This is a genomic window from Streptomyces sp. Rer75, from assembly GCF_013414305.1.
Taxonomy (GTDB): domain Bacteria; phylum Actinomycetota; class Actinomycetes; order Streptomycetales; family Streptomycetaceae; genus Streptomyces; species Streptomyces himastatinicus.
The window spans coordinates 2,141,857-2,166,053 of the sequence record NZ_CP058693.1 but is presented as its reverse complement, the minus strand read 5'-3'; the positions used below and the strand labels follow the sequence as shown (position 1 = coordinate 2,166,053).

Genomic DNA, 24,197 nt, shown 5'->3' with positions numbered 1-24,197 from the left:
ATGTACTGTTGTGCAGGGTCTCGTGCGAGTCGGCATCGGTCGACGTCCTGCTGCACCCGACCGGCAACGGCCGGCGGCTGATGCTGGTGTCCGAGCGCACGGGACGCCGTGCGCTGCTCGACGCCTCGGTCCTGGACGCGTTGTGCGCCCTGACTCCCTCGGCGGTCACCGCCGTGGTGCGCGCCGCCGTACAGGAGGGGGCGCCCACATGACGGCCGTCGCGTTCGACTACACCGCGCCCACGACTCTCGACGACGCGTTGCGCGCGCTTCACACCCCGGGGCTGACGGTGACACCGCTGGCCGGGGGGCAGAGCCTGGTCCCCCTGCTGACCCGCCGGGAGGTACGCCCGGACGTGGTCGTGGACCTGAACGGGATATCCGGGCTCGCGGGGATCGACGTGGGTCCCGACCGCGTCAGGATCGGCGCGATGACCAGGCTGCGTGATCTGGAGCAGCACGCGGAACTGGCCACCGCGCTGCCCGTGTTGGCCGCCGCCGCCGCCTCGGTGGCCCACCCGCACATCCGCGTGCGTGCCACGCTGGGCGGTTCGTTGTGCCATGCGGCCCCGGCCGCCGAACTGCCCGCGGTCGCGGTCGCTCTCGGCGCCGACGTGGTACTGCGGTCGGTGCGCGGTGCGCGGTCCGTTCCCGCCGCTCGATTCGCCACCGGCGCGGGAACCACTGTCCGGGCGCCGGACGAGGTGCTGACCGAGGTCGTTCTCCCCCGCTCCGGCGAGCTCGGGTACGAATTCAGCGAGCTGTGCACGCGCGGCAGCACCGGGTACCCCGTCGTCGGCGTGTGCCTGGGGCTCCAGGTCGCCGACGGTCTCGTCCGGACCGCACGCGTGGTGGTGGCCGGATGCGGGCCCGTCCCCGCCCGGCTGCCCGGCGTCGAGGCCGGACTGGCGGGCCGCCCCGTCGCCGGACCGCACCCGGAGCTGGTCGCCTCGGTGGCACGGGAGGCGGCCCGAGGCCCTGGACACGAGGACCAGGAGTACCGGGCCGAGGTGGCCGGTGTGCTGCTCCTGCGAGCGCTGTTGGCGCGGGCCGGCCGGGAGGGACGATGAGCGTCCGGACGGTCACGGTACGGGTCAACGGGGTCGTGCGCACCGAGGACGCCTGGAACCACACCACACTGGCCGAACACCTGCGGACCGCGCTGCGGCTGACCGGCACGCACGTCGGCTGCGGTACCGGGGACTGCGGCGCCTGCGTCGTGCTGCTCGACGGGGAGTCGGTCTGCTCCTGCCTCGTCCTCGCGGTGCAGGCCGACGGCCGGGAGGTCAGCACGGTGGAGGGCGTCGCCGACAGCGGTGACCTGACGAGGGCGCAACGCGCCCTCATCGAGGAGCACGGCCTCCAGTGCGGATTCTGCACCCCCGGCTTGGTGGTGCGGATGGCCCACGCCGCCGACCGCGGCGGCAGCGAAGAGGACGTGCTGGCCGGGCACTTGTGCCGGTGCACCGGCTACGGCGGCATCCGCGCCGCGCTGCGCAGGATCTCCGGTGACCGGGGGACCGACCGATGAGCGGGACGCGGCACCAACACATCGGACGGCCCGTTCCGCCCCACCACCACGACCGGCTGGTGCGCGGGCACGGCCGCTTCCTCGCCGACCTGCGCGCGGCGGGAGTGCTGTACGCGACGCTGGTGCGAAGCCCGCTCGCGCACGCTCGGGTCGTCGGCTTCGACGCCACCGCCGCCAGGAACGACCCGCGCTGCGCACTCGTGCTGGGCCCCGACGACCTCGCCGAGCGCACGGCGCCGATCCCCACCGTCTGGCGGTTGCCCGGCCAGCCGGAGGACCACATCCCCGTCGCCACGCACACCGCTCGCTACGCCGGGCAGCCACTGGGCATCGTCGTCGCGGACACGCCGACCGCGGCCGAGGACCTGGCCGAAGCCGTACGGCTCGACCTCGATCCCCTGCCTCCGGCAGCCACCATCGCCGACGCGCTGTCCGGGCAAGCGCCGCTCATCGTGCCGGGCGCCGTCGGCAACGAGGCCGGGAGCATTCGCTTCGGCTCCCCGGAGGAGGACATCGCCGCGGCTTTCTCACGAGCGGAACTGGTCGTGGAACGCGAGTTCACCCTGCCGAGGGTGAACCACTCCCCTCTGGAGCCGCGCGGTGTGCTGGCCGAGTACGACCCGGGCACCGGACTGCTCACCGTGCACGCCAGCAGCCAGTCCCCGCACTCCATGCGTCAGGACCTCTGCGCCGTGCTGGGGATGCGCGCGGACCGGGTGCGCGTCATCGCGCCCGACGTGGGCGGGTCGTTCGGCAGCAAGGTCCTGCTCTACCCGGACGAGGCGATGGTGTGCGCGGCCGCGGTCGCGCTGGGCGCCGCGGTGCGCTGGGTGGAGTCGCGCACGGAGAACTTCACCGGCGCCTACCAGGGGCGGGGCCAGCGGACCACCGCTCGCCTCGCCGTCGGCTCCGAGGGCCGGTTCCTCGCGTTCGACGCGCACATCCTCGCGGACCTGGGTGCGTACGCGACCCAGGCGGGCAGCGGACCGCACCAGGTGACCGCCCTGACCCTCCAGGGCCCGTACCACGTGGACGCCGCTGCGGGCACCGTCACCGGGGTGTACACCACCCGCGTCCCCACCGGCGCCTACCGCGGGTACGGCATGCAGGAAGCGGCGTTCATCCGCGAACGGCTCATCGACGAAGCGGCCCGCGAACTCGGCCTTCCCGCACTTGAGTTGAGGCTGCGCAACCTGATCCGGCCGGAGGAGCTGCCGCACACCACGCACACCGGACTCACCTACGACAGCGGCGACTACGGTGCCGCACTGCGCCGTGCCGCCGCCCTGGCCGAGCGCCCGCCCCCCTCGGACCCGCCGTGGGTGCGCCGGGCCACCGCCATCGTGGCCGCAGTGGAGATCAGCGCGTTCGCGCCCTCGGCCCTGCTCGAAGCGTTCGGGATCGCGTGGAGCGGCTGGGAGGGAGTGCGGCTGCGGATCAACCACGACGGGACCGTCACCGCCTACTCCGGGGTGATCGCGGTCGGCCAGGGCATCGAGACCAGCCTGGCCCAGATCGCAGCCGAGGGGCTGGGCGTACCCCTCGACTGGGTGCGGGTCGAACTCGGAGACACCGACACCGCCCCGCACTCCGACCTGTCCGCCCAGGCCAGCCGGGCGCTGACACTCGCGGGCGGCGCACTGCTCATCGCCGCTCGGCGGCTCGCCGACCGGATGAGAACACTGGCTGCCGGGTTCCTGGGCACCGATCCCGACCGGGTGACCCAGCGGATCGCCCCCCATGCGACCCCCTCGTCCCCGGACGCGGCCTTCCACGGTACCGACGGCGCGCGGATCACCTGGCGCGAGGTCGCCCACCGCGGCTACCGGGGATGGGGGACCAGGAAGAGCACCGACCGGATACAGCTGGAAGAGGCGGTGGACTTCGACCCCCCGCAGCTCACCTTCGCCCATGGCGCGCACGCAGCCGAGGTCACGGTCGATGTCGGCACCGGGCGCGTCACGGTGACCGGCTACTGGGCCGTTCATGACAGCGGCGTGCTGGTCAACCCCCTGATCGCGCACGGACAGATTGCCGGGGGGATCGCCCAGGGACTGGGACAGGCCCTCACCGAGGAGTCCGGGGCCGACACCGAGGGCATCCCCGTCACCCGGTCCTTCCGCGAGTACGCCATCCCCGCGGCCCAGGACATTCCCGAAGACCTCGTCATCGAGCACACCTGCACTCCCAGCACAGCGATCCCCGGCGGGTTCAAGGGCCTCGGCGAGGGCGGCACCATCCTGCCGCCCGCGGCGGTCACCTGCGCGGTCGCCGCCGCGGTTCCGGAGATCGCACACACCCTCACCTCGCTCCCCCTGACTCCGTCGCGCGTCCGCGCGGCGCTCCGAGCAGCGGGCATCACGGCGGAAGGCGACGTCCGATGACACACTCCGGCGAGACCACAACAGTGCGCGAGGCGGTGTTCGACCTGCTGCGCGCGGAGGGCATGACCACCGTCTTCGGCAACCCCGGGTCGCTGGAGCTCCCCATGACCACAACAGTGCGCGAGGCGGTGTTCGACCTGCTGCGCGCGGAGGGCATGACCACCGTCTTCGGCAACCCCGGGTCGCTGGAGCTCCCCATGCTGCGCGACTTTCCCGACGACTTCCGGTACGTGCTGGGCCTTCAGGAATCGGTGGTGGTGGCGATGGCCGACGGGTACGCGCAGGCCACCCACCGTCCCGTGCTGGTCAACCTGCACTCGGCGGCCGGGGTGGGCCACGCGATGGGCGCGCTGTTCACCGCTCGCCGCAACCGGACGCCGCTGGTGGTCGTCGCCGGCCAGCAGGCGCGCTCGCTGCTGGAGGGCCACCCGTACCTGCTGTCGGAGGACCCGGCCACGCTGCCCCGCCCGTACGTCAAGCTCAGTCGCGAGCCCGCCCGCGCCCAGGACGTGCCGTCGGCCATCGCCCGCGCCCGGCACCTCGCGACCGCTCCGCCCGCGGGGCCCGTGCTCGTGTCCGTCCCGAGCGACGACTGGGACCACCCCGCCGAACCACCCGTCACGGCCAGGGTGACCAGCACCACCGTGGCCGCGGACCCCGGCCTGCTCGCCCGCGTCGGCCAGGCGCTGGCGCGCGCGGAGTCGCCCGTCCTCATCGCGGGGGCCGGGGTCGACCGCGAGAGGGCCGTACCCGACCTGGTGGCGCTGGCCGAGGCACACCAGGCGCCGGTCTGGGCGGAACCGATGTCCCACCGCTGCGCCTTCCCCGAACTGCACCCGCTGTTCGCCGGCTTCCTGCCGCCGGTGCGCGAGGCCATCGTGCGCGAGCTGACCGGCCACGACCTCGTGCTGTCGGTGGGTGCGCCGGTGTTCACCTACCACGTGCCGGGAACCGGCCCGCACCTCCCGCCCGGGGCCGACCTCTACCTGCTCACCGACGACCCCGAGCAGGCGTCCTGGTGCCCGAGCGGAACCGCTGTCATCACCGGGCTGGCGCCCGCGCTGCGCATGCTTGGCGCCCACCCGCCGAGGCGGCCGCGCACACCGCCGCCCGCCCGGCAGCCCGTAAAGCCGCCCGTGCCCTCCGCCGACCGGATCTCCCAGGCTCACTTGATGCACGCCCTTGCGGAGGAACGGCCCGTGGGCTGCGTCGTGGTCGAGGAGGCCCCCGGAACCCGGCCCGTGATGTGCCAGTACCTGCCCAACCTGGGGCCCGAAACCTTCTACACGACCGCGAGCGGCGCGCTGGGACACGGACTTCCCGCAGCGGTCGGCATGGCGCTGGGCAGGCCGGGGACCCGCGTGGTCGCCCTGGTGGGCGACGGCTCCGCCATGTACGCCATCCAAGCGCTGTGGTCGGCGGCCCGGCTGCGTCTCCCGATCGCCGTCATCGTGGTGAACAACCGCCGTTACGCCACGGTGGAGGGCTTCGCTGAACGGTTGGGCATGGGCAAACCGGTGGGCACGACGCTCGACGGGCTGAACTTCGCCGCACTCGCCACCGCCCAGGGGTGCGCGGGCACACGCGTCGTCGACCCGGCCGAACTGGTGCCCGCGCTGAGGACCGCGCTCACCGCCACCGGCCCCCACGTGCTCGACGTGGTGGTGAACGGGTGAGCCACGCCCTACCGCACGGTCAGGCCGCCATCGGGCCGCAGCACCTCACCGGTCATGCCCGCTGCCGCGGGGGACGCCAGGAATCGGTAGAGCGGGGCGACCTGCTCGGCGCGCGGCATCACGCCCAGCGGGTTGAACGCCCGCACCGTCGCCGTGATCTCGTCAGGGTCAGCGTAGACCTGCCGACCGTCCACCGTGCGCAGCCCGGTCACGATCCCACCCGGGGCCACGGCGTTGACCCGGACGGCGGGCGCCAGGTCGGCGGCCAGGTGGCGCACCACCCCCAGCGCCGCGTGCTTGGCGGCGGCGTACACGATGCCCGCGCCGTTGCCACGCACGAGGAAGGAGGCGTCGGACAGGGTGAAGACCATCGATCCCTCACTGTCGGCGAGGCTCCTGGCGGCAGCCCGTGCCCCGAGCAGGTAGCCGACGACGTTTACGTCGAGCACATACCGGGCCACTTCGGCCAGCTCGGCGCCGCCGACGTCGCGCACCCCGACCCCGCCGTCGTGAACCCCCGCGTTCCCGACGAACAGGTCCAGCCCTCCGAAGCGGCCCAACGCGGCGTCCACCACGCGGTCGTTCGCATCGGGGTCGCGTACGTCGCCGACAACCCACCGCACCCTGTCCGAGTCGCCGTCCACGGGAGCGTCGCGGTCGAGCACGACAACCCGGTAGCCGTGTGCGGCCAGGTCGGCCACGACGGCACGGCCGATTCCGGAGGTACCACCCGTCACCACGGCAACCGGCTCCCGCTCCATCCGCCGTCCACCTTCGCCTCCCATGCGGCTGTCTCCTCCCATCTCGCCCTCCCTCACTCCTCGTTCCCCGGTCCCCCCTCCCGGTCACACCGGCGGCGGCTGCCACAATCCCGTGTCCGGGCAGCCCAGGAGGTTCGCCGACACCGCGTCGTCACGCGGCGATGCCACCCCCCAGGTGTCACTGGTCTGCGCGTTGCCCGGATAGACGCGGGGAGTCCACTCGTGGTCGGGGTCGATCCGCAGCATCCCCGTGGTGTATTCGGCGACGAATCTCGATACGGGTTCCTGGAAATACGTGAAAGTATTCGCACCGACCCCGTGCCGGCCTGGCCCCCACAGCGGTGAGTACCCCTTCCTGACCATGGCACCGGTTGCTCGCATGAATTCATCGATCCCGCGTAATTCGAAGGCGACGTGGTTCAGCGACGTGTGCGGTGCGCGGGTGAACGCGAGCATGTGGTGGGCCGTACCGGATCGGAGGAATACCATGATGTCCTCCACCCAGTCGCTCACCTTGAGGTCGAATATCGATTGGTAGAAGGCCAGCGCGGTCCGCAGATCAGACGTATTGAGCACCACGTGGCTGATCCCGGTCGGCCTGCCCTCGCCCGGTTCGACGGACCGGAACGCCCGCGCGGCCACCCGGGACGACACCTCGACCGTGCGCCCCTCGCAGTCAAGGAACCGGAACCGGTAACCGCCACCCACATCATCACAGGTGGCAGGCTCGCTAACGAGGCGGCCGAGCGGGTGTGCCGCCACTCGCCCGGCGATCGCGTCCACATCCGCGTCGGTGGCCGCGGCCAGGCACAGCAGATCGACCCGGGGCTCGGCGGTGGCCCGTAACCGCAGCACTTGGTTCTCCTGGCACCCGGCTCCGAGAAACACCCGGTCCGAGTCCGTATCGACGAGGTCCAATTTCCAGTGCTTCTGGAAGAACTCGCGCGCGGCGGAGAGGTCGGGTACACCGAGCGCCACGCTCCGGACATGGGTAATCAAAGGGGTCCCCCCGGCTGATGCAGTTCCGCTTCAACGGCTTCCACCAGTACGATACTGCTGCTCGGCTCGGAAAGAACTACCCTAATTCAGCCTTTTCGTCGGCCTCTTGCTTCGCTATCGGTTACCGCGGGCCATTGAGGTTTTCCCGGTGCCTTTCGTTCCGGGCGCGGCGGCGGACGAGGCGGCTTGAGCGGACCTGGTCGCGGTCGTCAGCATCTCCGGACCGACGTCCCCGGCTGCTCGGGCGCACCTGGCAGGGCGTCAACCGGAAGCCGGAGAAGTCGCTCCGACTTCAACGCATCCGTCGGCGTCTGGTGCATATCGAGACCGAGACCGAAGCCGCAACGGCCACGCTGCCGCTCCTCGACATCGTGTCACCGCTCGCCGGGTGCGCAGGAAGGAGCAGACCGCTCATGCCGCGCGAACAGCAGCGTTGTAGGCGCCAAGAAATACGTCCGTACTGGTCGCGCAGTATGTCGGTACTCGTGCAGGATGCCGCCGAGTACGTGGCGGGCACCGGACTGTGGGACGTCCCCGGCGACGTCGCCCTGCCCTGCGCCACCCAGAACGAGCTGCAGGAGGGCGACTGTGGGTGCCGAATATTACATCCGCCCTGGTCAGGTGTCGGGTGCTTGGTAGCGGTCTCATAGGTTCGAAACCTGGGTAGTTGCGTTGTTCGGTGGGTCGCGATGCACCGCGTCGAAGCTGATCCATGTGCCACTTGACCGCTTCCGTGTACGGCGTCGTACGGAGCTTGACTGGGAGTCGTGTCGGAGCGCCCCCGTTTCTGGGGGTGGGGCATCGGCATCGGGCTCCCCATGCGACAGGGGTGGGGTGGACCACCGGTGGTCTCTCCGGGCCAGTTCCCGCAGGCAGCTAGCGCGCGGGTGTCCTGGTCGCCATGGACAGCCTGCGTCAAGGCGCGGCAAAGCCCCTTGGCGTCTGCCGGCAGATAGGGCACTCCCAGGGCGTGAGCGCTGTATCCGGCTTTGGAGCGCCGTAGGGAGACTCTTTGCGGAGGCCGGGCCGGAAGAAAAAGTGTGCCAAGCGAGCGAAGATGAGGTCCCCGCTGGTGTGAGCGCTTGGCGTGGTGGTCGACGACCACTGCTTACCTGCGTATCGCTCGAGTGCGGTGCTCTTGTCGTTGATGTATCCGGCCTGAGTGGCACGGGAAGCCGGACAGCCTGGGCGGCATCTGACCCGTGGGTTGGTTTGACGGGCGCTGGCGGTGCTCAATCGCAGGCGATTTGGACCTGGCGCAGGAAGTGCGGCCAGTGCTCCGGTGGGTTGGCGCTGTGCCGCATGCTGCGGAAGCTGAGCTGGAGGGTTTTCCTGAGCGGGTGGGGTGAGTGCATGATCGCCTCGTTGCGCTGAGCGAGCCGGTGGAGTTCTTCGGGGGTGGGGAGCCGGTCGCTCTTCGCGCTGTTGCACGCTTGGTGTGCGGGCGCGAGGTTCCAGATGAGATCCAAGTCCGGTCCGTCCCAGCCTGATACGCCGCCGAAGCGCCGCATCAGGGAGTAGGGGAAGACGTGGTCGACAGCGGTGTAGGTGCCAAGAACTACGTCCGTGCTGGTCACGCAGCATGTCGGTACTCGTGCAGGAGGCCGCTGAGGCGATCGCGTCGATGGACGTGGAGATGGGTGAGTTGGTCGGGGACGGTGATCGGTTCGGGTAGGGGGTGGAGTGGTGCGGCGCTTGCGAGAGTGCGGTGAGGTCTGTGCTCGTTGTAGAACGCCTCGTACTCGCGCAGTGCGTGGAGGAGATGGCGCTGGTTCCAGATGAGGGTGCGGTCGAGGAGTTCGGTTCGGCATGACCGCACCCAACGCTCCGTGATCGCGTTCATGCGCGGCATCCGGACGCCGGTCTGGACGACCGCGATACCCTCGGCTTGTAGGACAGTGTCGAAGGATGTCGGGTATCGAACGTCCCGGTCCCGGATCAAGAACTTCACTTTGGTGCCTGCGTCTTGGAGATCCATGGCCATGTTGCGGGCGAGCTGGGTGACCCAGGTGGCGGTGGGATGTGCCGTCGCGCCGAGGATCCGCACGCGGCGGGTGGCGTGCTCGATCACCGCGAGGACGTAGAGCGTCGCTCCATTGAGAGTCTTGGTCTTGAAGAAGTCGGCGGCGAGGATGGCTTGGGCCCGGGAGCGCAGGAAAGTCGCCCAGGTGGTGTGGTCGCGTTCGGGCGCTGGTTCTATGCCGTGCTCCTTGAGGATGTTCCACACGGTACCGGCGGCGACCTTGATGCCGAGGGAGGCGAGTTCGCCGTGGATACGCCGGTAGCCCCAGCTGGAATTTTCTCGTGCCAGCCGTAACACCAGGGCGCGGATGGAACGAACCGTGCGAGGTCGTCCCGGGCGCTTGGGGCGGGATGCCTTCGCGTGGCGGCGGCGCAGCAGGTCACGGTGCCAGCGCAGCACCGTGTCGGGAGTGACGATCAGCGGTAGGGCGAAGATGTATCCGGGGAAGGGGGCGGAGCAGAGCGGCCAGCAGCGCGCGGTCTGGCCAGGTGAGCTTCGGTTTGTCGGTCTGTCGCTGCAGCACGGTGAGTTGGTGGCGTAGGGCCAGGATCTCGGCGTCTTTGTCGTGCTCATTCCGCGGCAGGAGCCGTATCAAGGTGAACACGTTCGTCAAGGTCAGGTAGAGCAGTCGCAGCGGCACTCCACCATGCTGGTGGGGGAGAGGCTGGGTCGGCAACGAGGTCGGTGGGTCCACCGCAGCGCTCGCCCGTCATGACCAGATCGGATGAGGTTTTTGGCCCCTACAAGGCTGCCGCGGCCGGGGAGCGCATATTCTCCGCCGGGCTGCCGCCCTGCATTCGGTCTGTCGTGGCCGCATTGATCGACCGGCACTCCATCGCGTGAACCCCCCTGAAGGGTGTCTTTATTGCCGTACGGTGGTTGACCTGGGGCTTTGCGGCCGTCTGCGTGTGGGCACGATCCTTTGATTGTGGGTCTGCGACTTGGGTTACATCCCCTTCGAACCCGTGGCCGCGAACCTGTTCTTCCAGTTCATCTCGGGCTGCTACGAACGAGCCTCGGTGATCGTGACCAACTGGATGCTGGGGAGAGGTCTTCGGCGACGACACCGTCGCCGCCGCGGTGATCGACCGCCTCGTCCACCATGCCGAGGTGGTCTCGTTGAAGGGCGACAGCTATCGCATGCGCGGCCGCGGCCTCGGACGGGTTCCCGCGGCTAACACCGGGGAATGACCAACATCAACTGACGCAGTGGGGGATCACTTTTGGCCCGTCGGAACTGGGTCACGATTCACACGTCGCTGATAGAAGCGTGCTAGAGGATGTGGCCATGGACAGATCGGATGAAGCATCGGTAATTGTCGGCGAGCTCTGGGAAGAGCAGGTGGCCGCGCAGTGTCCCGCGGCATTGCGCGGTGTGGAGCTGGCGGGCATCGACCTGGTGATGCTCGATGCGGACATCGCTGGATGCGTGTCGACCTGGCAAAACAGAGGCGGTTCCCTTGATGCGGATCGTCAACGGATCTTGCGCGGCTGCCTCAGCGATCTCGACCGGGTAGCGCTGCTACTGGTCCAGCCGGATGAGATCCAGTCCTACCAACGGCGCCGCCGCTTGGCTGTCCTCACGACGGAATCTGGCCCAGTGCCCACCAACTGATACAACGTCTGAGTCAGGCTCGGGGCTGCTGGCCGTTGACGTCCGTCGGCGGCAACGGCGCAGCAGGCCCGGCGACCATGGCCTGCACCAATGCGGTCAACACCTCGGCGCGCTGCTCCTGTCTCGGTTTCGCGTCTTCGATCAGTCGCTCAGCGGCCAGGTAGCGGGAGAATTCCAGCGGCTGATCAAAGTAGGCCCGCAGGTGGGAGGATGCCACCTCCTGCGACTTCACGAACGTACGACTGACGTATCCGGCCAGTGCCGCGGACACCGTGTGCCCGCTCGAAAAGTCATCGCTGCATGTCATGCCGCGTATCTGTACTGGTTGATGCGGCCGCCGAGGATCCGGGTGCGTAGGACTACGCCGGTGCTGAGGCCATGCGCCGCGGTGGGTTGTTCGTGGGCGTCGGGTGGTAGCTGGTTGCGGGCCTGGTGGGGTTGGTGTTCGTTGTAGTGCTGTTCGTAGGCTGCGAGGGCGTGGCGGGCGTGGGCCTCGTTCATGATGAGGACGTGGTCGAGGGCTTCGCGTCGGATGCTGCCGATGACGCGTTCGCAGTGTGCGTTCATGCGGGGAGCCAGCGGCGCACTTGTGAGGATGTCCATCTCCTCGGCTGCAAAGACGGCGTCGAACGCTTCGCCGTACTTGCCATCGCGGTCGCGTAACAAGAAGTGCAGGGACTCGATGCGTATGCCCAGGGCGGCGGTGAGATTCCGCGCCTGCTGCACCTGCGGGTGCCGATAAATCATCCACGCAGGTCGGGAGCCTGATCACGGATCTTCGGTCTCCTCGACATTCGCCCAAGTGCCTTCACCCGCAAGGGCCGGGGCGGCATCATGATCTGTCGTGCTGCTGCGCCTGGCCTACCTCGCCACGACCAACGCCCTGGCGTTCCTACGCCTCCTGCCGATGAGCGACCGAGACAAGGACATCGAGATCCTCGTCCTCCGGCACCAACTGCTTGTCCTGCAGCGTCAGGTCGGCAAGCCGAGCTTCACCGACAGCGACCGTGCCATCCTCGCCGGCCTGCTCCACCACCTCCCCAAAGACAGACTGCGGCACCTTCTGCTGCTGGTCCGCCCCGAGACCATCTTGCACTGGCATCGCGAACTGCTCAGGCGGCGCCATGCCGCAACCTGCGTACCCAGGCGACGCGGACGCCCGCGCACACTACGGTCAATCCGCTCCATGGTCCTGCGCCTGGCCAGGGAGAATGCCTCGTGGGGGTATCGCCGGATCCACGGCGAACTCGCAGCGCTGGGGATCAAGGTCGCCGCCTCCACCGTCTGGGAGATCCTCCGCGAGCACGGCATCCCACCCGCACCCGAACGGCAGAGCACCACCTGGGCCGACTTTCTCCGCAGCCAGGCCAAGGCTCTTCTCGCCTGCGATCTTTCGAAGTCCGCACGCTGACGGGGGCGCGCCTGTACGTCTTCGCCGTCATCGAGCACACCACCCGTCGTATCAGGGTCCTCGGCGCCACGGCACACCCCACCGGGGACTGGATCGTGCAGCTCGGACGCAACCTCCTCATTGACCTCGAAGATGCTGGCAGCAGGGCACAGTTCCTGATCCGCGACCGCGACTCGAAGTTCACAGCCGCCTTCGACGCCCTCATGATCGATGCCGGTCTCAAGGTCGTCACCACCGGCATTCGGATACCGCGGATGAACTCACTCGTGGAGCGCTGGATACAGACCTGCCGCAGGGAGCTGCTGGACCGGACCTTGATCTGGAACCAGAGCCACCTTCTCCACGCCCTGCGCGAGTACGAATCGTTCTATAACGAGCACCGCCCGCACAGGGCCCTGGAGCAGGCGGCCCCATGCCGCCCGCTACCCACGCCCATCACCCAACAAGCCCAACTCGCCCACCTGGCAGTCCACAGACAAGACCGACTCGGCGGAACCCTCCACGAATACCAGCACGCGGCGTGAACTGCACGGATGATTTATCGGCACCCGCAGTGTCCGAGGTAGAGGCGGTTGTTGTTCACCGCTGTCAGGCTCCAGCGCACCAGCAACATCCGCTCGGCCAGATGTACATCCGTCCAGTGCAGCCCAAGGCCCTCGCCGCGCCGCATGCCGGTGCCCAGCAGCAGTTCGAACAGGTCGGCGATCTGGTCGCGATAGTGGGCGTGGTTGTGCCGCAGGAAGGCTGCGGCCTGGGTGGGGTTCCAGCAGATCCGCTCCGGGGCGACCGGACGGGGGAGCAGCACGTACGGGTTGGCGGGGATCAGCCGGGTGCGTACGGCGTGGCCAAGGGCGCTGGAGAAGGTGGCACCGCTCCGGTAGACGGCGGTATAGCCGCGGCCGCGGGCGAGCTCGGCCTCGCTCCAGGCGGTGGTATGCCGGGCCCGCAGGTCGGTAAGTGCCAGCTGGCCGAAGGACGGAATGAGGTCCGCGTGCACGTGGTCGCGGTAGCGGGCGAACGTGGTCGGCTTGAGCGTCTTCTCCTTGATGCGCAGCCACTCGGCCAGAAAGGCCGCGAGGGTGACGTCGTGGCTGCACTCCAGGCCGGTGCGCTCCGATTCCAGCGCGCGCTCGAGTGCTGTCTCGGCGGCCTTCCGGGTGGCGAATCCGCTGCGGCAGAGCGGACGGCGCTTGCCGTCGGCGGAGGGAAGATCGACGGCAAAGGCCCACGACCCGTGCCTCGAGCCATCATTAAGTTGGGGGCAGCTGGCGCCGTACTGCCGACCGTCGGGACGACGGCAGCCGCAACGCCGATACAGGCGGCCGCGTTCGGGCGATGGAGAAGTCACTGTGTTCACCTCCGGTGGGGGAGTGCGTGACTCCACCGTGGAGTCGCCGGTGCCCGGCGTAACAGATGGCTGATCATGGCGTAGCAAGGGCGACTGCCATCACCTCGCCATCACAGGAATACCATCATGAACGCTGGCCAGCAGCGACCCCTTTGGAGGGTCGGGCGGTGCCTGCCCCGAAGATGACGAACCTGGTTGCTCTGGCGTGAGCTGTGGAGGCTGGGTGCTTGCCGGGGTGACGTCAGGGCTGGGGCGCCGGAAGTGCGGGTGAGCTATCCGTCCAGGCTGCGTCGAACTGCTGGCAGGCGATGGAGTACAGAAGTCCGGGCGCCCGGGCGTACAGGCACGGGGAGTTCCTTCCGTGGGCGGAGTTGCTGTAGAAGGTGATGTAGGCAGCGCGGTCGGTTGCGATCACGCGGCAAGTGTTGGGCAGGTTGAAGCTGTGGAGCGCGAAGTTGCGTTGTGTGCTGGCGACATGGATCAAGTAGGCCATGTTCGTCCTGACCTGGCTCCTCAGCAGCTCTGGGGTGAAGCCGGGATCGAACCGGCACACATCACGTGAGCGCCGGTCAAGCCAGGAGTCATCTCGGATACTAGGGTCGGGCAGCAGAACCTGGACGTACTCTGGGCACAGCTCACCCGTGAAGGGTGTCTTTATTGCCGTACGGTGGTTGACCTGGTGCTTTGGGATCGTCCAAGTATGGGCATGATCTCTGATCGTGGGTCTGCGATTGCTCTACCTGATCTTCTGCCGTCTCCTGGGCTGCCTCCTTGTGCTGGGGCGATCGACCGTGGCGAACAACGCTGAGATCCTTGCTCTCCGCCACGAGGTCGCTGTGCTGCGCCGGCAGGTCAAGCGGCCGCGGCTCTCGTGGGCTGACCGTGCCGTGCTCTCTGCTCTCGCCCGGTACCTGCCACCCGTCCTACGTCGCAATCGGCTGGTCACCCCGGGCACCCTGCTGACCTGGCACCGTCGTCTGGTGCGCTGGAAGTGGCGCCAGACGGCAGTCGGACCCGGTCGGCCACCGCTGGCGGAAGAGATAGTCGTGCTCATCCAGCGCCTGGCGACAGAGAACCCGACCTGGGGGTACGTCAGGATCCAGGGTGAACTGCGACGGCTCGGTCATCGGATCGCCGCCGCCACCATCCGGCGCGTCCTGCGCCGTTCCGGCCTGCCACCCGCACCGCAGCGAGCATCTCGGCAGATCTGGCGTACTTTCCTCCGCTCCCAGGCCCACACGCTGCTCGCCTGTGACTTCATGCACGTGGACACCGTCTTCCTCAAGCGTCTTTACGTCTTCTTCGTTATGGAGATTGACACCCGGCGCGTTCACGTCCTGGGCGTCACCGCCCACCCGACCGGCGGGTGGGTCACGCAACTCGCCCGCAACCTGCTCATGGATCTTGAGGACAGAACTGGGTGCTTCCGGTTCCTCATCCGGGACCGGGACAGCAAGTTCACCTCCGCGTTCGACGCCGTCTTCGCCAGCAACGGCACAGCCGTCATCCCAACCACGCCGCAAAGCCCACGGTCCAACGCGTTCGCCGAACGATGGATACGCACAGCCCGCGCAGAATGCACCGACCGCCTCCTCATCACCGGCGAACGACACCTACGTACGGTCCTCACCAGGTACGCCGAGCACTACAACACTGGACGAGCTCACCGCAGCCTCAACCTACGAGCCCCAGATGACGACCCGAACATCATCCCCCTGCCCGCCGCCACGGTCAGGCGCAAGCAAGTACTCGGCGGACTGCTCAACGAGTACCACACCACGCCACACCGACCGCCTCACCATCCACAGGAAACGCCCAGCTCAGCAGCCTGATCGGAATATTGACACCCTTCAGGCCTGAACGAGTGGTCCCCACCGGCGTGGGGGTGTTCCGCCCCCCGTCGAGACGAAGGTGAAGGCGGCGACGTGGTCCCCACCGGCGTGGGGGTGTTCCGCTCGAGCCGGATCTCACCAAGATGATTTACGGGTGGTTCCCACCGGCGTGGGGGTGTTCCGGGCCGAGGCTCGGCGGAAGGAGTACGACCGCCTCCGGCACGGCGTTCCGGATCCCCGGCAATGACGAGCTGGCTCTAGGAGTTGTCGTCAAAATGTCACGCCCACATCAGGAGCGATGCGAGGGTGACGGCTGCTTGGTAGGACTCGGCGGTCTTGTCGTAGCGGGTGGCGATGCCACGCCACTGTTTGAGGCGGTTGAAGCACCGTTCGACGACGTTGCGCCGCTTGTAGACCTGCTTGTCGAAGGCTGGCGGACGTCCGCCATGGCTGCCGCGTCGGAGCCGGTTGCGGATCTGGTCGGACCGTTCCGGGATGGTGTGCCGGATGCTCCGTCGCCGCAGGCAGGTGCGTATGGCCTTGGAGCTGTAGCCCTTGTCGCCTATGACGTTGGCAGGTCGGATCCGGGGCCTTCCTGGCCCGATCCGGGGCACCCGGATCGCCTCCATTACGGCCGCGAACTGGGTGCAGTCGTTGGTGTTCCCGCCGGTGATGGTGAAGGCGAGCGGTCGGCCCAGAGCATCGCAGGCCAGGTGGATCTTGCTGGTCAGACCGCCTCTGGACCGGCCGAGCCCCGGGGCACGGAGCCCCCTTTTCGTGCTCCGGCCGCGTGCTGGTGGGCCCGCACGACCGTGGAGTCGACGGACACCAGCCACTCGATGTCCCCGGCCGCGTCGGCCTTCGCCTGGGCGGCCCGGAGCATCCGCTCGAAGGTGCCGTCCCTGGCCCAGCGGCGGAAGCGGGTGTGCAGCGTTGCCCAAGAGCCATACCGCTCGGGCACGTCCCGCCAGGCCGTGCCGGTCCGGAACTTCCAGACGATCCCGTTGAGGACCGTCCGGTCGTCCAGCCGTCTGCGGCCCCGCTCAGCCCGAGGCAGCAACGGCTCCACGAAGGCCCACTCGGCATCGGACAGTTCATGGCGACGTATCACCCGACCATGATCCCAAACCGAAGATCATTTGACGACAGACCCTAAGAAGCCGTTGTCTTTCCGAGCGTGACGGGTGCGTTTCTGCTGGTCAGGTGTAGGTGGGGTGTTTCGGCGGCAGGGACGAGGTGTCGTGTCGTCCTCTTCGGTGGAGGTGCCGGGATGCCGTCGGTGATGGGGTTGCTGGAGGAGCGGGAACGCGCCGCTCGGGAGCGGGTGGAGGTTCTCCAGGCCGAACTGCAGGAGGCCGAGGCTGTGTGGCAGCGGTTCGTGATCGCCCGTGAGACGGTGGGCGAGGTTCTGGCGGAGCCTCGCGGCGGCGCGGATGCGCCGTCGGCCGCGGTGGCCGGCGGAGAGTCGGTGCAGGTCACGGCGGCTGTGCCCGGTTCGGTGGTGCCGCACTGGCGGGAAGGGCTCGCCCCGACGGTTCTCGCGCCGGACTACCAGCGGATCATGGATGTCCTGGCAGATGGGGGCGGAACCGGCAGGGGAGCGATGGACTGCCGTCAACTCGCGGTGTCCCTCGGGCTGGAGCCCGTCCCCGCGAAGGTCGAAGGGGTGCGGTCGAAGGCGAAGCGCCTGACCGCGCGGGGTGGCTGGCGGAGGAAGATCCGGGACTGTTCAGCGTGCCCGTCGCACGAGCCGGCGGCTCATGACCATGCTCATCGACCACCGGATCACCGCTTCCGAGGTGTCGGTGCGCGTCTCGTAGTCGCGGGCCAGGCGGCGTGAATGCATCAGCCAGGCGAACGTGCGCTCCACCAGCCACCTCTTGGGCAGCACGGTGAAACCGCTGGAGTCGTCGCTGCGTCTGACCACGGTCAACGCGACGCGCAGGACCTCGCGGGCGAAGTCGACGAGCCGCCCGGTGTAGCCGCCGTCGGCCCACACCCGCGTAACACGCCAGTGCCGCTCGTGCAGGCGGGCCAGCAGAGTCTGGCCCGCGTCCCGGTCGGTGACCGAGGCCGCGGTCACCATCACGGCCAGCAGCAGTCCGAGAGTGTCCACCAGGATGTGCCGCTTACGGCCGTTGACCTTCTTCCCGCCATCGAATCCCCTGGTCGCGGCAGGCACCGATGCGGCTCCCCTCACGGACTGCGCGTCGATGATGCCGACCGTCGGCTCCGGGTCCCGGCCCGCATCCTTGCGGACCCGGTCGCGCAGCCGGTCGTGGAACTCGGCAGTCAGGCCCTTGTCGCGCCAGCGCCGGAAGAAGGCATAGACGCGGTCCCACGCGGGGAAGTCCGCGGGCATCGCCCGCCAGGTGATGCCGCCCGCGACCAGGTAACGCACCGCGTCGACCATCTGCCGGTGGCAATAGCGCTCCGGCTGGCCGCCGCGGCCCTCCAGCCAGCCGGGAACCGGCATCGCCTCGCGTACGACCGCCCACTCCGCGTCGCTCATGTCGGACGGATACCTCGGATGCCTGTACGGCCGGTCCCCTGCGTTCCCGAACCGGTGAGCGAGACAATCACACTTCAGAAAAGCCGAGTTAGACCACACTGGCACGGACACGGAAGACTGCAGCACCAGGGGCCTCCTGTTGCTCGGCTGGATTCGACACCCACGAGCTGTGCGGGAGGCCCTGCCTTCATGCGCAGCCAGCCAAGAGATCACCCGACCGAGTCGACGACCTCGAACTCACGCTCACCAAGATCGATAGAGCAACGGCTTCTAAGCGTTCACCGTCCGGCGGTGAAGGCCCCCGCTCTCGGCCAGAGCGGGAGAGGCGGGCGGACCGTGGTACGCCCGAAGGTATCCCGGGCCCTGAGCCCCGACGTGGGAATGGCGCCCACGGCCTCCGCCCGCCTCGCCGAGCATCAACGAAGCCCGGCCTCCCCTAAGAGCTCCGATCGAGGATCGCCGCCGCCCGGGCCTCATTGGAGCTCATCGAGGGTGGCCTGAACTGCGAGTACGAGGACGTCACCCAGTGCCCGAACTACCGGCGGCTCATCGCCGAGCAGGTCGGCTCCCAAGTGCCGGCGCACGGGCGAGCGCGAGGCGGAAAGCCGCCTGCTTCGCGGGGCGATCGAGCACGATCCGGCCGGGGCCGGGCGAGGAATGTACAGGTCTGACCGACGACGAGCCGGAGCCGCTTGAGGCGGGGGAGCGCAGTCATGGCGTTGATGCTTCAGAGGGGCAGCGGGGATGTCAACCGGGCTTGCGGCGCCGACCGACGCGCTCTCGGCGTCTCTCCTGGACGTTCCAGGCGAGCACAACACGCGCCGCAACTGGTGAAGTAGGCGCCCAGCAGTCGTTCATCACCGGCTGTCATCGTGCCGCCGGACAGCCGCTACGGCTGTCCGGCGACGCCTCCACCCGATTTGAGCAGCGCAGTACCGAGGAAACGAGTGATTGATCAGGGGCAGTTGACGGCCGTGTCGCCGGTGTCACGGTTGCAGGTGTCGAAGCCGAGGCCGCCGTCGAGGTTGTCGTTGGCGATCACGTTGTCCACGGCGTTGAGGGTGTCGTTGCCCTCGCCGCCGATGTGCGTGTCGTTGCCGCGGCCTCCGGTGAGGGTGTCGTTGCCCTGGTCACCTTCGAGTGTGTCGTTTCCGTCGTCGCCGTTGAGAGTGTCGTTGCCGGCATTGCCGTAGATGGTGTCGTTGCCGGCCAGCCCGGAGATCGTGTCGTTGCCGGGGCCGCCGTTGATGGTGTCGTTGCCCGGCGTCGCCCGCAGGCCAGTGGCATCCGGGTCGTCACCGACGAGCCGGTCCGCCCGGGGACCGCCGTTGAGGCGGTCGTCACCCGCACCGCCGATCACCGTTCCGGCGGCTTCCAGGTTCGGGGAGATGCTGACGCTGTCATCGGAGTCGTTGGCGTTGACCCGTGTCGACGTGACGGGCAGCGGACACTCCGCCGTGTGCGTCCCCGTCGACTGACACGGGGCGACGGCGGACACGGTGTCCCCCGCGTCCGTCACCACGACAACGTTGCCCTGACGCCGAATGGTGATGTCGTTCGCCACACCCTGGGCAGCCGTGACGCTAAGGGTGTCGCCCACCTCCTGCACGACCGTGGTGTCGGCCAGGCTTCCGCCGGGGGCCGCACCGGGCGCGGCGGAAGCGGCGGTCAGCGGGGCGCAGGTGAGTGCGCCGATCGCCACCACCGTGGTGCAGATACCTCGTGTTCTCATCGGTGCCCGCCTTTCGTGTCGTCTCGCCGTGTACGGGTACTGGCGTGCTGCTCACTCACGCTGGTCAGGGGCATCCGCTGACGTTGTCGCCCAAGTCGGCGCGGCAGACGTCCACGTCAGCGCCGCCTTCGACGTAGTCGTTACCGCTGACGTTGTCCACGGCGTCGATGGTGTCCCGGCCGTTGCCGCCCTCGGCGTAGTCGTTGCCGGCGCCGGCGACGATCTGCTCGTTGCCGCTGCCGCCGTAGATCACGTCGTTGTCGGCACCGCCGTCCACGATGTCCGAGCCGCCGCGTCCCTCGATGGAGTCGTTGCCGGAGCCGCCGAAGATCCTGTCCGCCTCGGCTCCCCCTGTCAGCGTGTCGTTTCCTGCGCCGCCGGAAAGGAAGTCGGATCCCTCGTCGCCTTCGAGGGTGTCGTTGGCGGATCCGCCGTAGAGGTTGTCGTTGCCGGCACCGCCGATGAGGGTGACGCCGAGGGCCGCCAGCGAGGAGGTGACGGTGTCGTCCTGGTCGCCGGCGTTGACCACGAGTTCGGTCGTGTCGGCGGCCCTGCAGGCGACTTCGGTCGTGCTGATGGCGGTGCAATCGCCGGACGGTGCGACCGTGTCTCCGGTGTCTCTGATTCTGATGTTGCTGCCCGACTGCCAGACGCTGATCGTGTTGCCCCGGCCGACTCCGGCGGTGACCGTGATCGTGGTGCCGGTCTTGTTCACCAGCGTCGTGGCGAAAAGATGTGGCGTCGGTGCGTCGGCCGCGCGGGCCACGCCAGGGAGGCACAGAGTGAAACCGCACACCGTGGCCAGAAGTGCCCCGGTGCGATGGTGCGTTCTCTTCATGACCTGCTCCTGAAATAGGGCGTTGAATATCGATCTCGCAACTGTGCGCAGTGCTTCCCGGTCGAAATTGCCGGTGTTCGCTCGAAGGAGCGCTACCTTTTGCGGTCTGCCGACCGCGGCCGGGACCTGATAACCGGCTCCGGCGGAGTACCGGGGGAAAGAGTGTGGCCGCAAGCGCCGAACGTTCGGTGCGGCCCACCCCGGCGCGACACCCGAATGTCCTTGCTGCATTCAACAGTCCTCAGTCCGCGCAGACTCCTCCCATACCGCCATGGCCAACGCCTGCTCGACCAGTGATCGGCGCTGGCCCCTGGGCACCCAGAGCATGTCGGGATGTGAAGCCGTGCTGAAGCCGAATTTGCGCCATTGCCGAACACAAGGGTCTCCGCGCGTGGATCGTCGCCCTGGCCGGGAATGGGATCACCTGGGGCATGCCCGCTGTTTGACTTGCATCAGCCCCGGAGGTGTCAATTAACGATTCATTCGTACCGCATTCAATTGATCACGGTACGGGTGATCCGCGCAGCCCGCGAGCCGGACCTGCCGACGGTGGCGCTGCGCTCCCGCGACGAGGCGGACGCGCTGCACGCCCGCATGGCCGACGAGGTCGTGGTGCTCGACGGCGAGGGGCCGGGGGCCTTCCTGGACGCGGCGGTCCTGGTCGGCGCGGCGGTACTCACGGGCTGCGCCCCTGTCCACGTGCGCGCCATAGCGAACGAGCCATCACCGACCAGACTTCGGTCGCGTACGGGTCGGCCTTCGTCCAGTCGGGCGGCGGCGAGCTCCACCACGACTGCCCTTGCCGGAAACCTCATCCGTGCAGGTCAAGCAGCATGCCGGTACTCGTGGAGGATGCCGCCGAGGCGATCGTGTCGACGTATGTTGAGGTGGGCTAACGTGTCCGGATCGTCGATCGGTGGGGGCAGGGGGTGCAGAGGTCTGGCGTTGGCAATGCCCTGGTGTGGTCGGTGTCCGTTGTAGAACTGCTCGAACTCGCGCAGGGTGGCGAGGAGATGTCGTTGGTTCCAGATCAACGTCCGGTCCAGGAGCTCGCGGCGACAGGTCTGTATCCATCTTTCCATGATCGAGTTCATCCTCGGTATCTGGATGCCGGTGAGCACGACGTCGATCCCCGCGTCCTTGAGGACGGCATCGAACAGGTCGGGGAACTTCCCGTCCCGGTCCCGGATCATGAACCGTGCCCGGCAGTCAAGGTCTTCGAGGTCCATGACGAGGTTCTTCGCCGCTTGCGCTACCCAGGAGGCGCTCGGATGCGCGGTGGCGCCCAGGACGCGGATCCGGCGACTGCCGTGTTCGATCACCACGAGCACGTACATCCGCATCCCCGAGAGGGTGACTGTTTCCAGGAAGTCGCAGGCCAGCAGGGCATCAGCCTGGCCGCGAAGGAAGGTGGCCCAGGTACTGGAGTTCCGCTCGGGTGCTGGGTCGATGCCGGCCTCTTTCAAGATTTCCCAGACGGTGGACGCGCCCACTCACCCCCAGCACGAGCAGCTCGCCGTGCAGGCGTCGGTACCCCCAGCTCGGGTTCTCCTTTGCCAGGCGCAGTACCAGGGTGCGGATGGAGCGCACGGTGCGCGGTCGTCCTGGGCGTTTGGGTCGGCAGGAGGCGGCATGGCGGCGCGCGATGAGGGTGCGGTGCCAACGCAGTATCGTGTCGGGGCGTACGAGCAGCCGTAACTGTCGCAGGACGTGCAGTGGCAGCCGGTGCAACAGCGCAGCCAGGTACGCTCGATCGCTGGGCGTGAACCGGATCTTGGCCTTGCCGAGTTGGCGTTCCAGCACGGTGATCTGGTGGCGCAGGGCGAGGATCTCAGCGTCCTTGTCCCGGTCGGTCATTGGCAGCAGGCGAAGCATCGCGAACGCGTTCGTCATGCCGAGGTAAGCCAGTCGCAGCAGCACGGTCGATCATCTTGCCGCGGTGAGCGCCAGCCTCGCGAGAGCGCCTGTTTTGGCGACTTCGCCGGTCGACCTCCGGCGCACCGCGCACACCCCCTCCCACCAGGGCGGACGACATTTTCGGCAAGCGCAGTGCTGTGATAGCCACGTGGACGAGCTGATCGGGCATCCGCTGGCTTACGCCAGAAAACTCAAGGGCTTATCGCAGGCCGGCCTGGCCTTTCAGATGCGGTACCGCGCCAAGCGCCGGCAAGTCTCCTGTGGCACCACCCGGCAGCGGGTCTCCCTGTGGGAACAGTGGCGAGGCCGCCCCAGCAAGCGGTCTCAAATGCTGATCGGGGACGCTCTCGAGGTGCCTGAAGAACTCGTGTTCGCATTCGAGTGGCCGCTGTGGCTGCCCGGATACGAAACACTGCCCCCGCTGGGAGCCGGGCTGACCGTGTCCGTCCTGAGAGAGGCCATCGCCATGGACCTGGACCGCCGCACCTTCATGGCCCACACTGCTGCGGCCCTGACAACCATCGCCCACCAGTGGGCCACAACAAGCCCGGCCCGCATCGTCCAGGCGGAACGGAGCCGCAGGGTCGACCCCGAGGTCCTCGACTGGATCGAGACAACAGCCCGGCAGCTCAACAGCCTCGCCACAGCCCAGCGACAGAACATCGCCCACATCCTCATCGGTTTCTATCGCGACGTCGTGGACCTTTTGGAAAACGCCGTGTACAGCGACACAGATGAAGTTCGCCTGCACACCCTCGCCGCAACCCTGGCGCAGACCATTGCCTGGCACCGATTCGACCACCAGCACCACACCGCCGCCACCAGCTACTGGAACGCCGCCCTCCACTCCGCCCACCAGGCCCAAGCCACCGACCTGGGCGCCGGCGTCATCGCGGACATCGCGTACCAGAGTGTCTGGCTCGACCAGCCCGCGACCGCCGTGGGCAGCCTCTCCCACGCTCTCACCCGTGCCACCGACCCCACCGCACGCTCACTGCTCCACCTCCGACGGGCCCGAGCCCACGCCATGCTCGGCACCACCCACGCCCGCGCCTGCTATCGCGACCTTGCCGCCGCCGAGCATCACCTCACCACAGCCACAACCGACCCACCTCCGTGGTGTGCCTGGATGAGTTCGGCGGACCTTGCAGTGGATACGGGCCGTTGCCTCAGCCTCCTGGGCCAGCCGCGGCAGGCTGACCGCCAGATCACTCAGGGGATCGCTCGCCTGCCCGAGTCACGCACCAAAACCAAGGCCATCTTCTACGCCTACCAGGCCGACAGCCTCCTCAGCCAAGGTGACGTGGACCAAGCTGCTGTTACCGCCCACCAAGCCGTCCAGCTCGCCCAGCCCCTGGGCGCCTCACGATGCATCCAACAAATCAGCGACCTCGTCCCCCGATTCACCGCGCACACCAACATCAGCTCTGTTGAACACCTCCTACATGACCTCGCGGAACACACCCGGCCACCTACGACCCCGCCACCCTCACCCCTCAGGAGCAGGCCCACCTCGAATCCCTCGCGGCCTGGCAGGCGCAGGAAGGCGGCTACCAGCATCAGCAGAGCACCCGCCCCCTCACCTTGAGCCAGGGCCTGGCCGACTCCCCCGCCGGCCT

Annotated in this window: 19 protein-coding genes, 6 pseudogenes and 1 CRISPR repeat array; of the genes and pseudogenes, 12 read left to right on the top strand and 13 right to left on the bottom strand. The window is 68.3% G+C overall.

Going from position 1 to position 24,197, the window contains the following annotated elements:
- The first annotated feature begins 8 nt into the window (after nt 1-8).
- The 5 genes from HYQ63_RS08840 to mdlC are packed head-to-tail and all read left to right on the top strand — an operon-like array spanning nt 9 to nt 5,590.
- On the top strand, nt 9-212 hold the full coding sequence (locus tag HYQ63_RS08840) for a hypothetical protein (protein WP_179933312.1): 204 nt from the start codon (nt 9-11) through the stop codon (nt 210-212).
- On the top strand, nt 209-1,069 hold the full coding sequence (locus tag HYQ63_RS08835; RefSeq protein ID WP_179933311.1) for a xanthine dehydrogenase family protein subunit M: 861 nt from the start codon (nt 209-211) through the stop codon (nt 1,067-1,069). Before HYQ63_RS08840 ends, HYQ63_RS08835 begins: the two co-directional genes overlap by 4 nt.
- Entirely contained in the window at nt 1,066-1,530 is a 465-nt protein-coding gene (locus HYQ63_RS08830; RefSeq protein WP_179933310.1) for a (2Fe-2S)-binding protein, read from the top strand. The genes HYQ63_RS08835 and HYQ63_RS08830 overlap by 4 nt, the downstream gene beginning before the upstream one ends.
- Nucleotides 1,527-3,914, top strand: a complete 2,388-nt coding sequence (locus HYQ63_RS08825; protein ID WP_179933309.1) for a xanthine dehydrogenase family protein molybdopterin-binding subunit — start codon at nt 1,527-1,529, stop codon at nt 3,912-3,914. The genes HYQ63_RS08830 and HYQ63_RS08825 overlap by 4 nt, the downstream gene beginning before the upstream one ends.
- Complete coding sequence (gene mdlC / locus HYQ63_RS08820) at nt 3,911-5,590, top strand: benzoylformate decarboxylase (protein ID WP_218929557.1); 1,680 nt, start codon at nt 3,911-3,913, stop codon at nt 5,588-5,590. Before HYQ63_RS08825 ends, mdlC begins: the two co-directional genes overlap by 4 nt.
- An 8-nt stretch (nt 5,591-5,598) precedes the next feature.
- Here the strand turns inward: mdlC and HYQ63_RS08815 are convergent, their stop codons facing one another.
- From HYQ63_RS08815 to HYQ63_RS08800, 4 genes and pseudogenes are all read right to left on the bottom strand, one after another.
- Nucleotides 5,599-6,375, bottom strand: coding sequence for an SDR family oxidoreductase (locus HYQ63_RS08815; RefSeq protein WP_257231750.1), 777 nt, complete (start codon nt 6,373-6,375; stop codon nt 5,599-5,601).
- A gap of 60 nt (nt 6,376-6,435) precedes the next feature.
- Nucleotides 6,436-7,329: a VOC family protein gene (locus HYQ63_RS08810; RefSeq protein ID WP_159043313.1), complete on the bottom strand. Its 894-nt coding sequence runs from the start codon at nt 7,327-7,329 to the stop codon at nt 6,436-6,438.
- 1,253 nt (nt 7,330-8,582) lie between these two features.
- Nucleotides 8,583-8,927 carry an HNH endonuclease domain-containing protein gene (locus HYQ63_RS08805; protein ID WP_257231749.1) on the bottom strand — a complete coding sequence of 115 codons (345 nt, stop codon included), beginning with the start codon at nt 8,925-8,927 and terminating at the stop codon, nt 8,583-8,585.
- Nucleotides 8,924-10,013 (bottom strand): annotated as a pseudogene (locus HYQ63_RS08800) (integrase core domain-containing protein). The gene HYQ63_RS08805 and the pseudogene HYQ63_RS08800 overlap by 4 nt, the downstream one beginning before the upstream one ends.
- Nucleotides 10,014-10,453: 440 nt before the next feature.
- Here HYQ63_RS08800 and HYQ63_RS45945 point away from each other — a divergent pair.
- Nucleotides 10,454-10,564, top strand: coding sequence for an ATP-binding protein (locus HYQ63_RS45945; RefSeq protein WP_373689045.1), 111 nt, complete (start codon nt 10,454-10,456; stop codon nt 10,562-10,564).
- Between the two features lie 97 nt (nt 10,565-10,661).
- Nucleotides 10,662-10,988, top strand: coding sequence for a hypothetical protein (locus HYQ63_RS08790; RefSeq protein WP_179933308.1), 327 nt, complete (start codon nt 10,662-10,664; stop codon nt 10,986-10,988).
- Nucleotides 10,989-11,001: 13 nt separating this feature from the next.
- On the opposite strand, the gene HYQ63_RS08785 is transcribed toward HYQ63_RS08790, so the two are convergent.
- Nucleotides 11,002-11,295, bottom strand: coding sequence for a hypothetical protein (locus tag HYQ63_RS08785; protein ID WP_257231747.1), 294 nt, complete (start codon nt 11,293-11,295; stop codon nt 11,002-11,004).
- A complete protein-coding gene (locus HYQ63_RS08780) occupies nt 11,292-11,735 on the bottom strand; it encodes a transposase (RefSeq protein WP_257231746.1) in 444 nt (147 codons plus the stop codon). Before HYQ63_RS08780 ends, HYQ63_RS08785 begins: the two co-directional genes overlap by 4 nt.
- A 97-nt stretch (nt 11,736-11,832) precedes the next feature.
- Between HYQ63_RS08780 and HYQ63_RS08775 the strand changes: the two are divergent.
- Nucleotides 11,833-12,923: pseudogene (locus HYQ63_RS08775) on the top strand (integrase core domain-containing protein).
- A 14-nt stretch (nt 12,924-12,937) separates the two neighbouring features.
- On the opposite strand, the gene xerC reads toward HYQ63_RS08775, so the two are convergent.
- Together xerC and HYQ63_RS08765 are read right to left on the bottom strand one after the other, a co-directional pair.
- Nucleotides 12,938-13,747 (bottom strand): tyrosine recombinase XerC, encoded by an 810-nt coding sequence (gene xerC, locus HYQ63_RS08770; protein ID WP_179933307.1) that lies wholly within the window; start codon nt 13,745-13,747, stop codon nt 12,938-12,940.
- 241 nt (nt 13,748-13,988) lie between these two features.
- On the bottom strand, nt 13,989-14,162 hold the full coding sequence (locus HYQ63_RS08765; protein ID WP_179933306.1) for a hypothetical protein: 174 nt from the start codon (nt 14,160-14,162) through the stop codon (nt 13,989-13,991).
- A gap of 304 nt (nt 14,163-14,466) precedes the next feature.
- On the opposite strand from HYQ63_RS08765, the gene HYQ63_RS08760 reads away from it, so the two are divergent.
- Nucleotides 14,467-15,579, top strand: coding sequence for an integrase core domain-containing protein (locus HYQ63_RS08760; RefSeq protein ID WP_123107482.1), 1,113 nt, complete (start codon nt 14,467-14,469; stop codon nt 15,577-15,579).
- Nucleotides 15,580-15,611: 32 nt separating this feature from the next.
- Nucleotides 15,612-15,762: direct repeats of the CRISPR family, unit length 23 nt; unit sequence CCCACCGGCGTGGGGGTGTTCCG.
- A gap of 95 nt (nt 15,763-15,857) precedes the next feature.
- On the opposite strand, the pseudogene HYQ63_RS08755 reads toward HYQ63_RS08760, so the two are convergent.
- A pseudogene (locus tag HYQ63_RS08755) lies at nt 15,858-16,648 on the bottom strand (IS5 family transposase).
- A gap of 201 nt (nt 16,649-16,849) precedes the next feature.
- Between HYQ63_RS08755 and HYQ63_RS45940 the strand changes: the two are divergent.
- A pseudogene (locus HYQ63_RS45940) lies at nt 16,850-17,343 on the top strand (hypothetical protein).
- On the opposite strand, the gene HYQ63_RS08750 reads toward HYQ63_RS45940, so the two are convergent.
- The 3 genes from HYQ63_RS08750 to HYQ63_RS08740 form a co-directional block, all read right to left on the bottom strand.
- Nucleotides 17,309-18,091 (bottom strand): IS5 family transposase, encoded by a 783-nt coding sequence (locus HYQ63_RS08750; RefSeq protein WP_179933305.1) that lies wholly within the window; start codon nt 18,089-18,091, stop codon nt 17,309-17,311. The pseudogene HYQ63_RS45940 and the gene HYQ63_RS08750 overlap by 35 nt on opposite strands.
- A gap of 955 nt (nt 18,092-19,046) precedes the next feature.
- Nucleotides 19,047-19,823, bottom strand: a complete 777-nt coding sequence (locus tag HYQ63_RS08745) for a calcium-binding protein (protein WP_123107483.1) — start codon at nt 19,821-19,823, stop codon at nt 19,047-19,049.
- A 64-nt stretch (nt 19,824-19,887) separates the two neighbouring features.
- Nucleotides 19,888-20,589: a calcium-binding protein gene (locus HYQ63_RS08740; RefSeq protein WP_179933304.1), complete on the bottom strand. Its 702-nt coding sequence runs from the start codon at nt 20,587-20,589 to the stop codon at nt 19,888-19,890.
- Nucleotides 20,590-21,075: 486 nt separating this feature from the next.
- Here HYQ63_RS08740 and HYQ63_RS08735 point away from each other — a divergent pair.
- Nucleotides 21,076-21,300, top strand: a pseudogene (locus HYQ63_RS08735) (biotin carboxylase N-terminal domain-containing protein); the annotation flags it as partial.
- Between the two features lie 185 nt (nt 21,301-21,485).
- On the opposite strand, the pseudogene HYQ63_RS08730 reads toward HYQ63_RS08735, so the two are convergent.
- Nucleotides 21,486-22,581: pseudogene (locus tag HYQ63_RS08730) on the bottom strand (integrase core domain-containing protein).
- Between the two features lie 145 nt (nt 22,582-22,726).
- Here HYQ63_RS08730 and HYQ63_RS44540 point away from each other — a divergent pair.
- Nucleotides 22,727-24,166 carry an XRE family transcriptional regulator gene (locus HYQ63_RS44540; RefSeq protein WP_179933303.1) on the top strand — a complete coding sequence of 480 codons (1,440 nt, stop codon included), beginning with the start codon at nt 22,727-22,729 and terminating at the stop codon, nt 24,164-24,166.
- Nucleotides 24,167-24,197 lie beyond the last annotated feature (31 nt).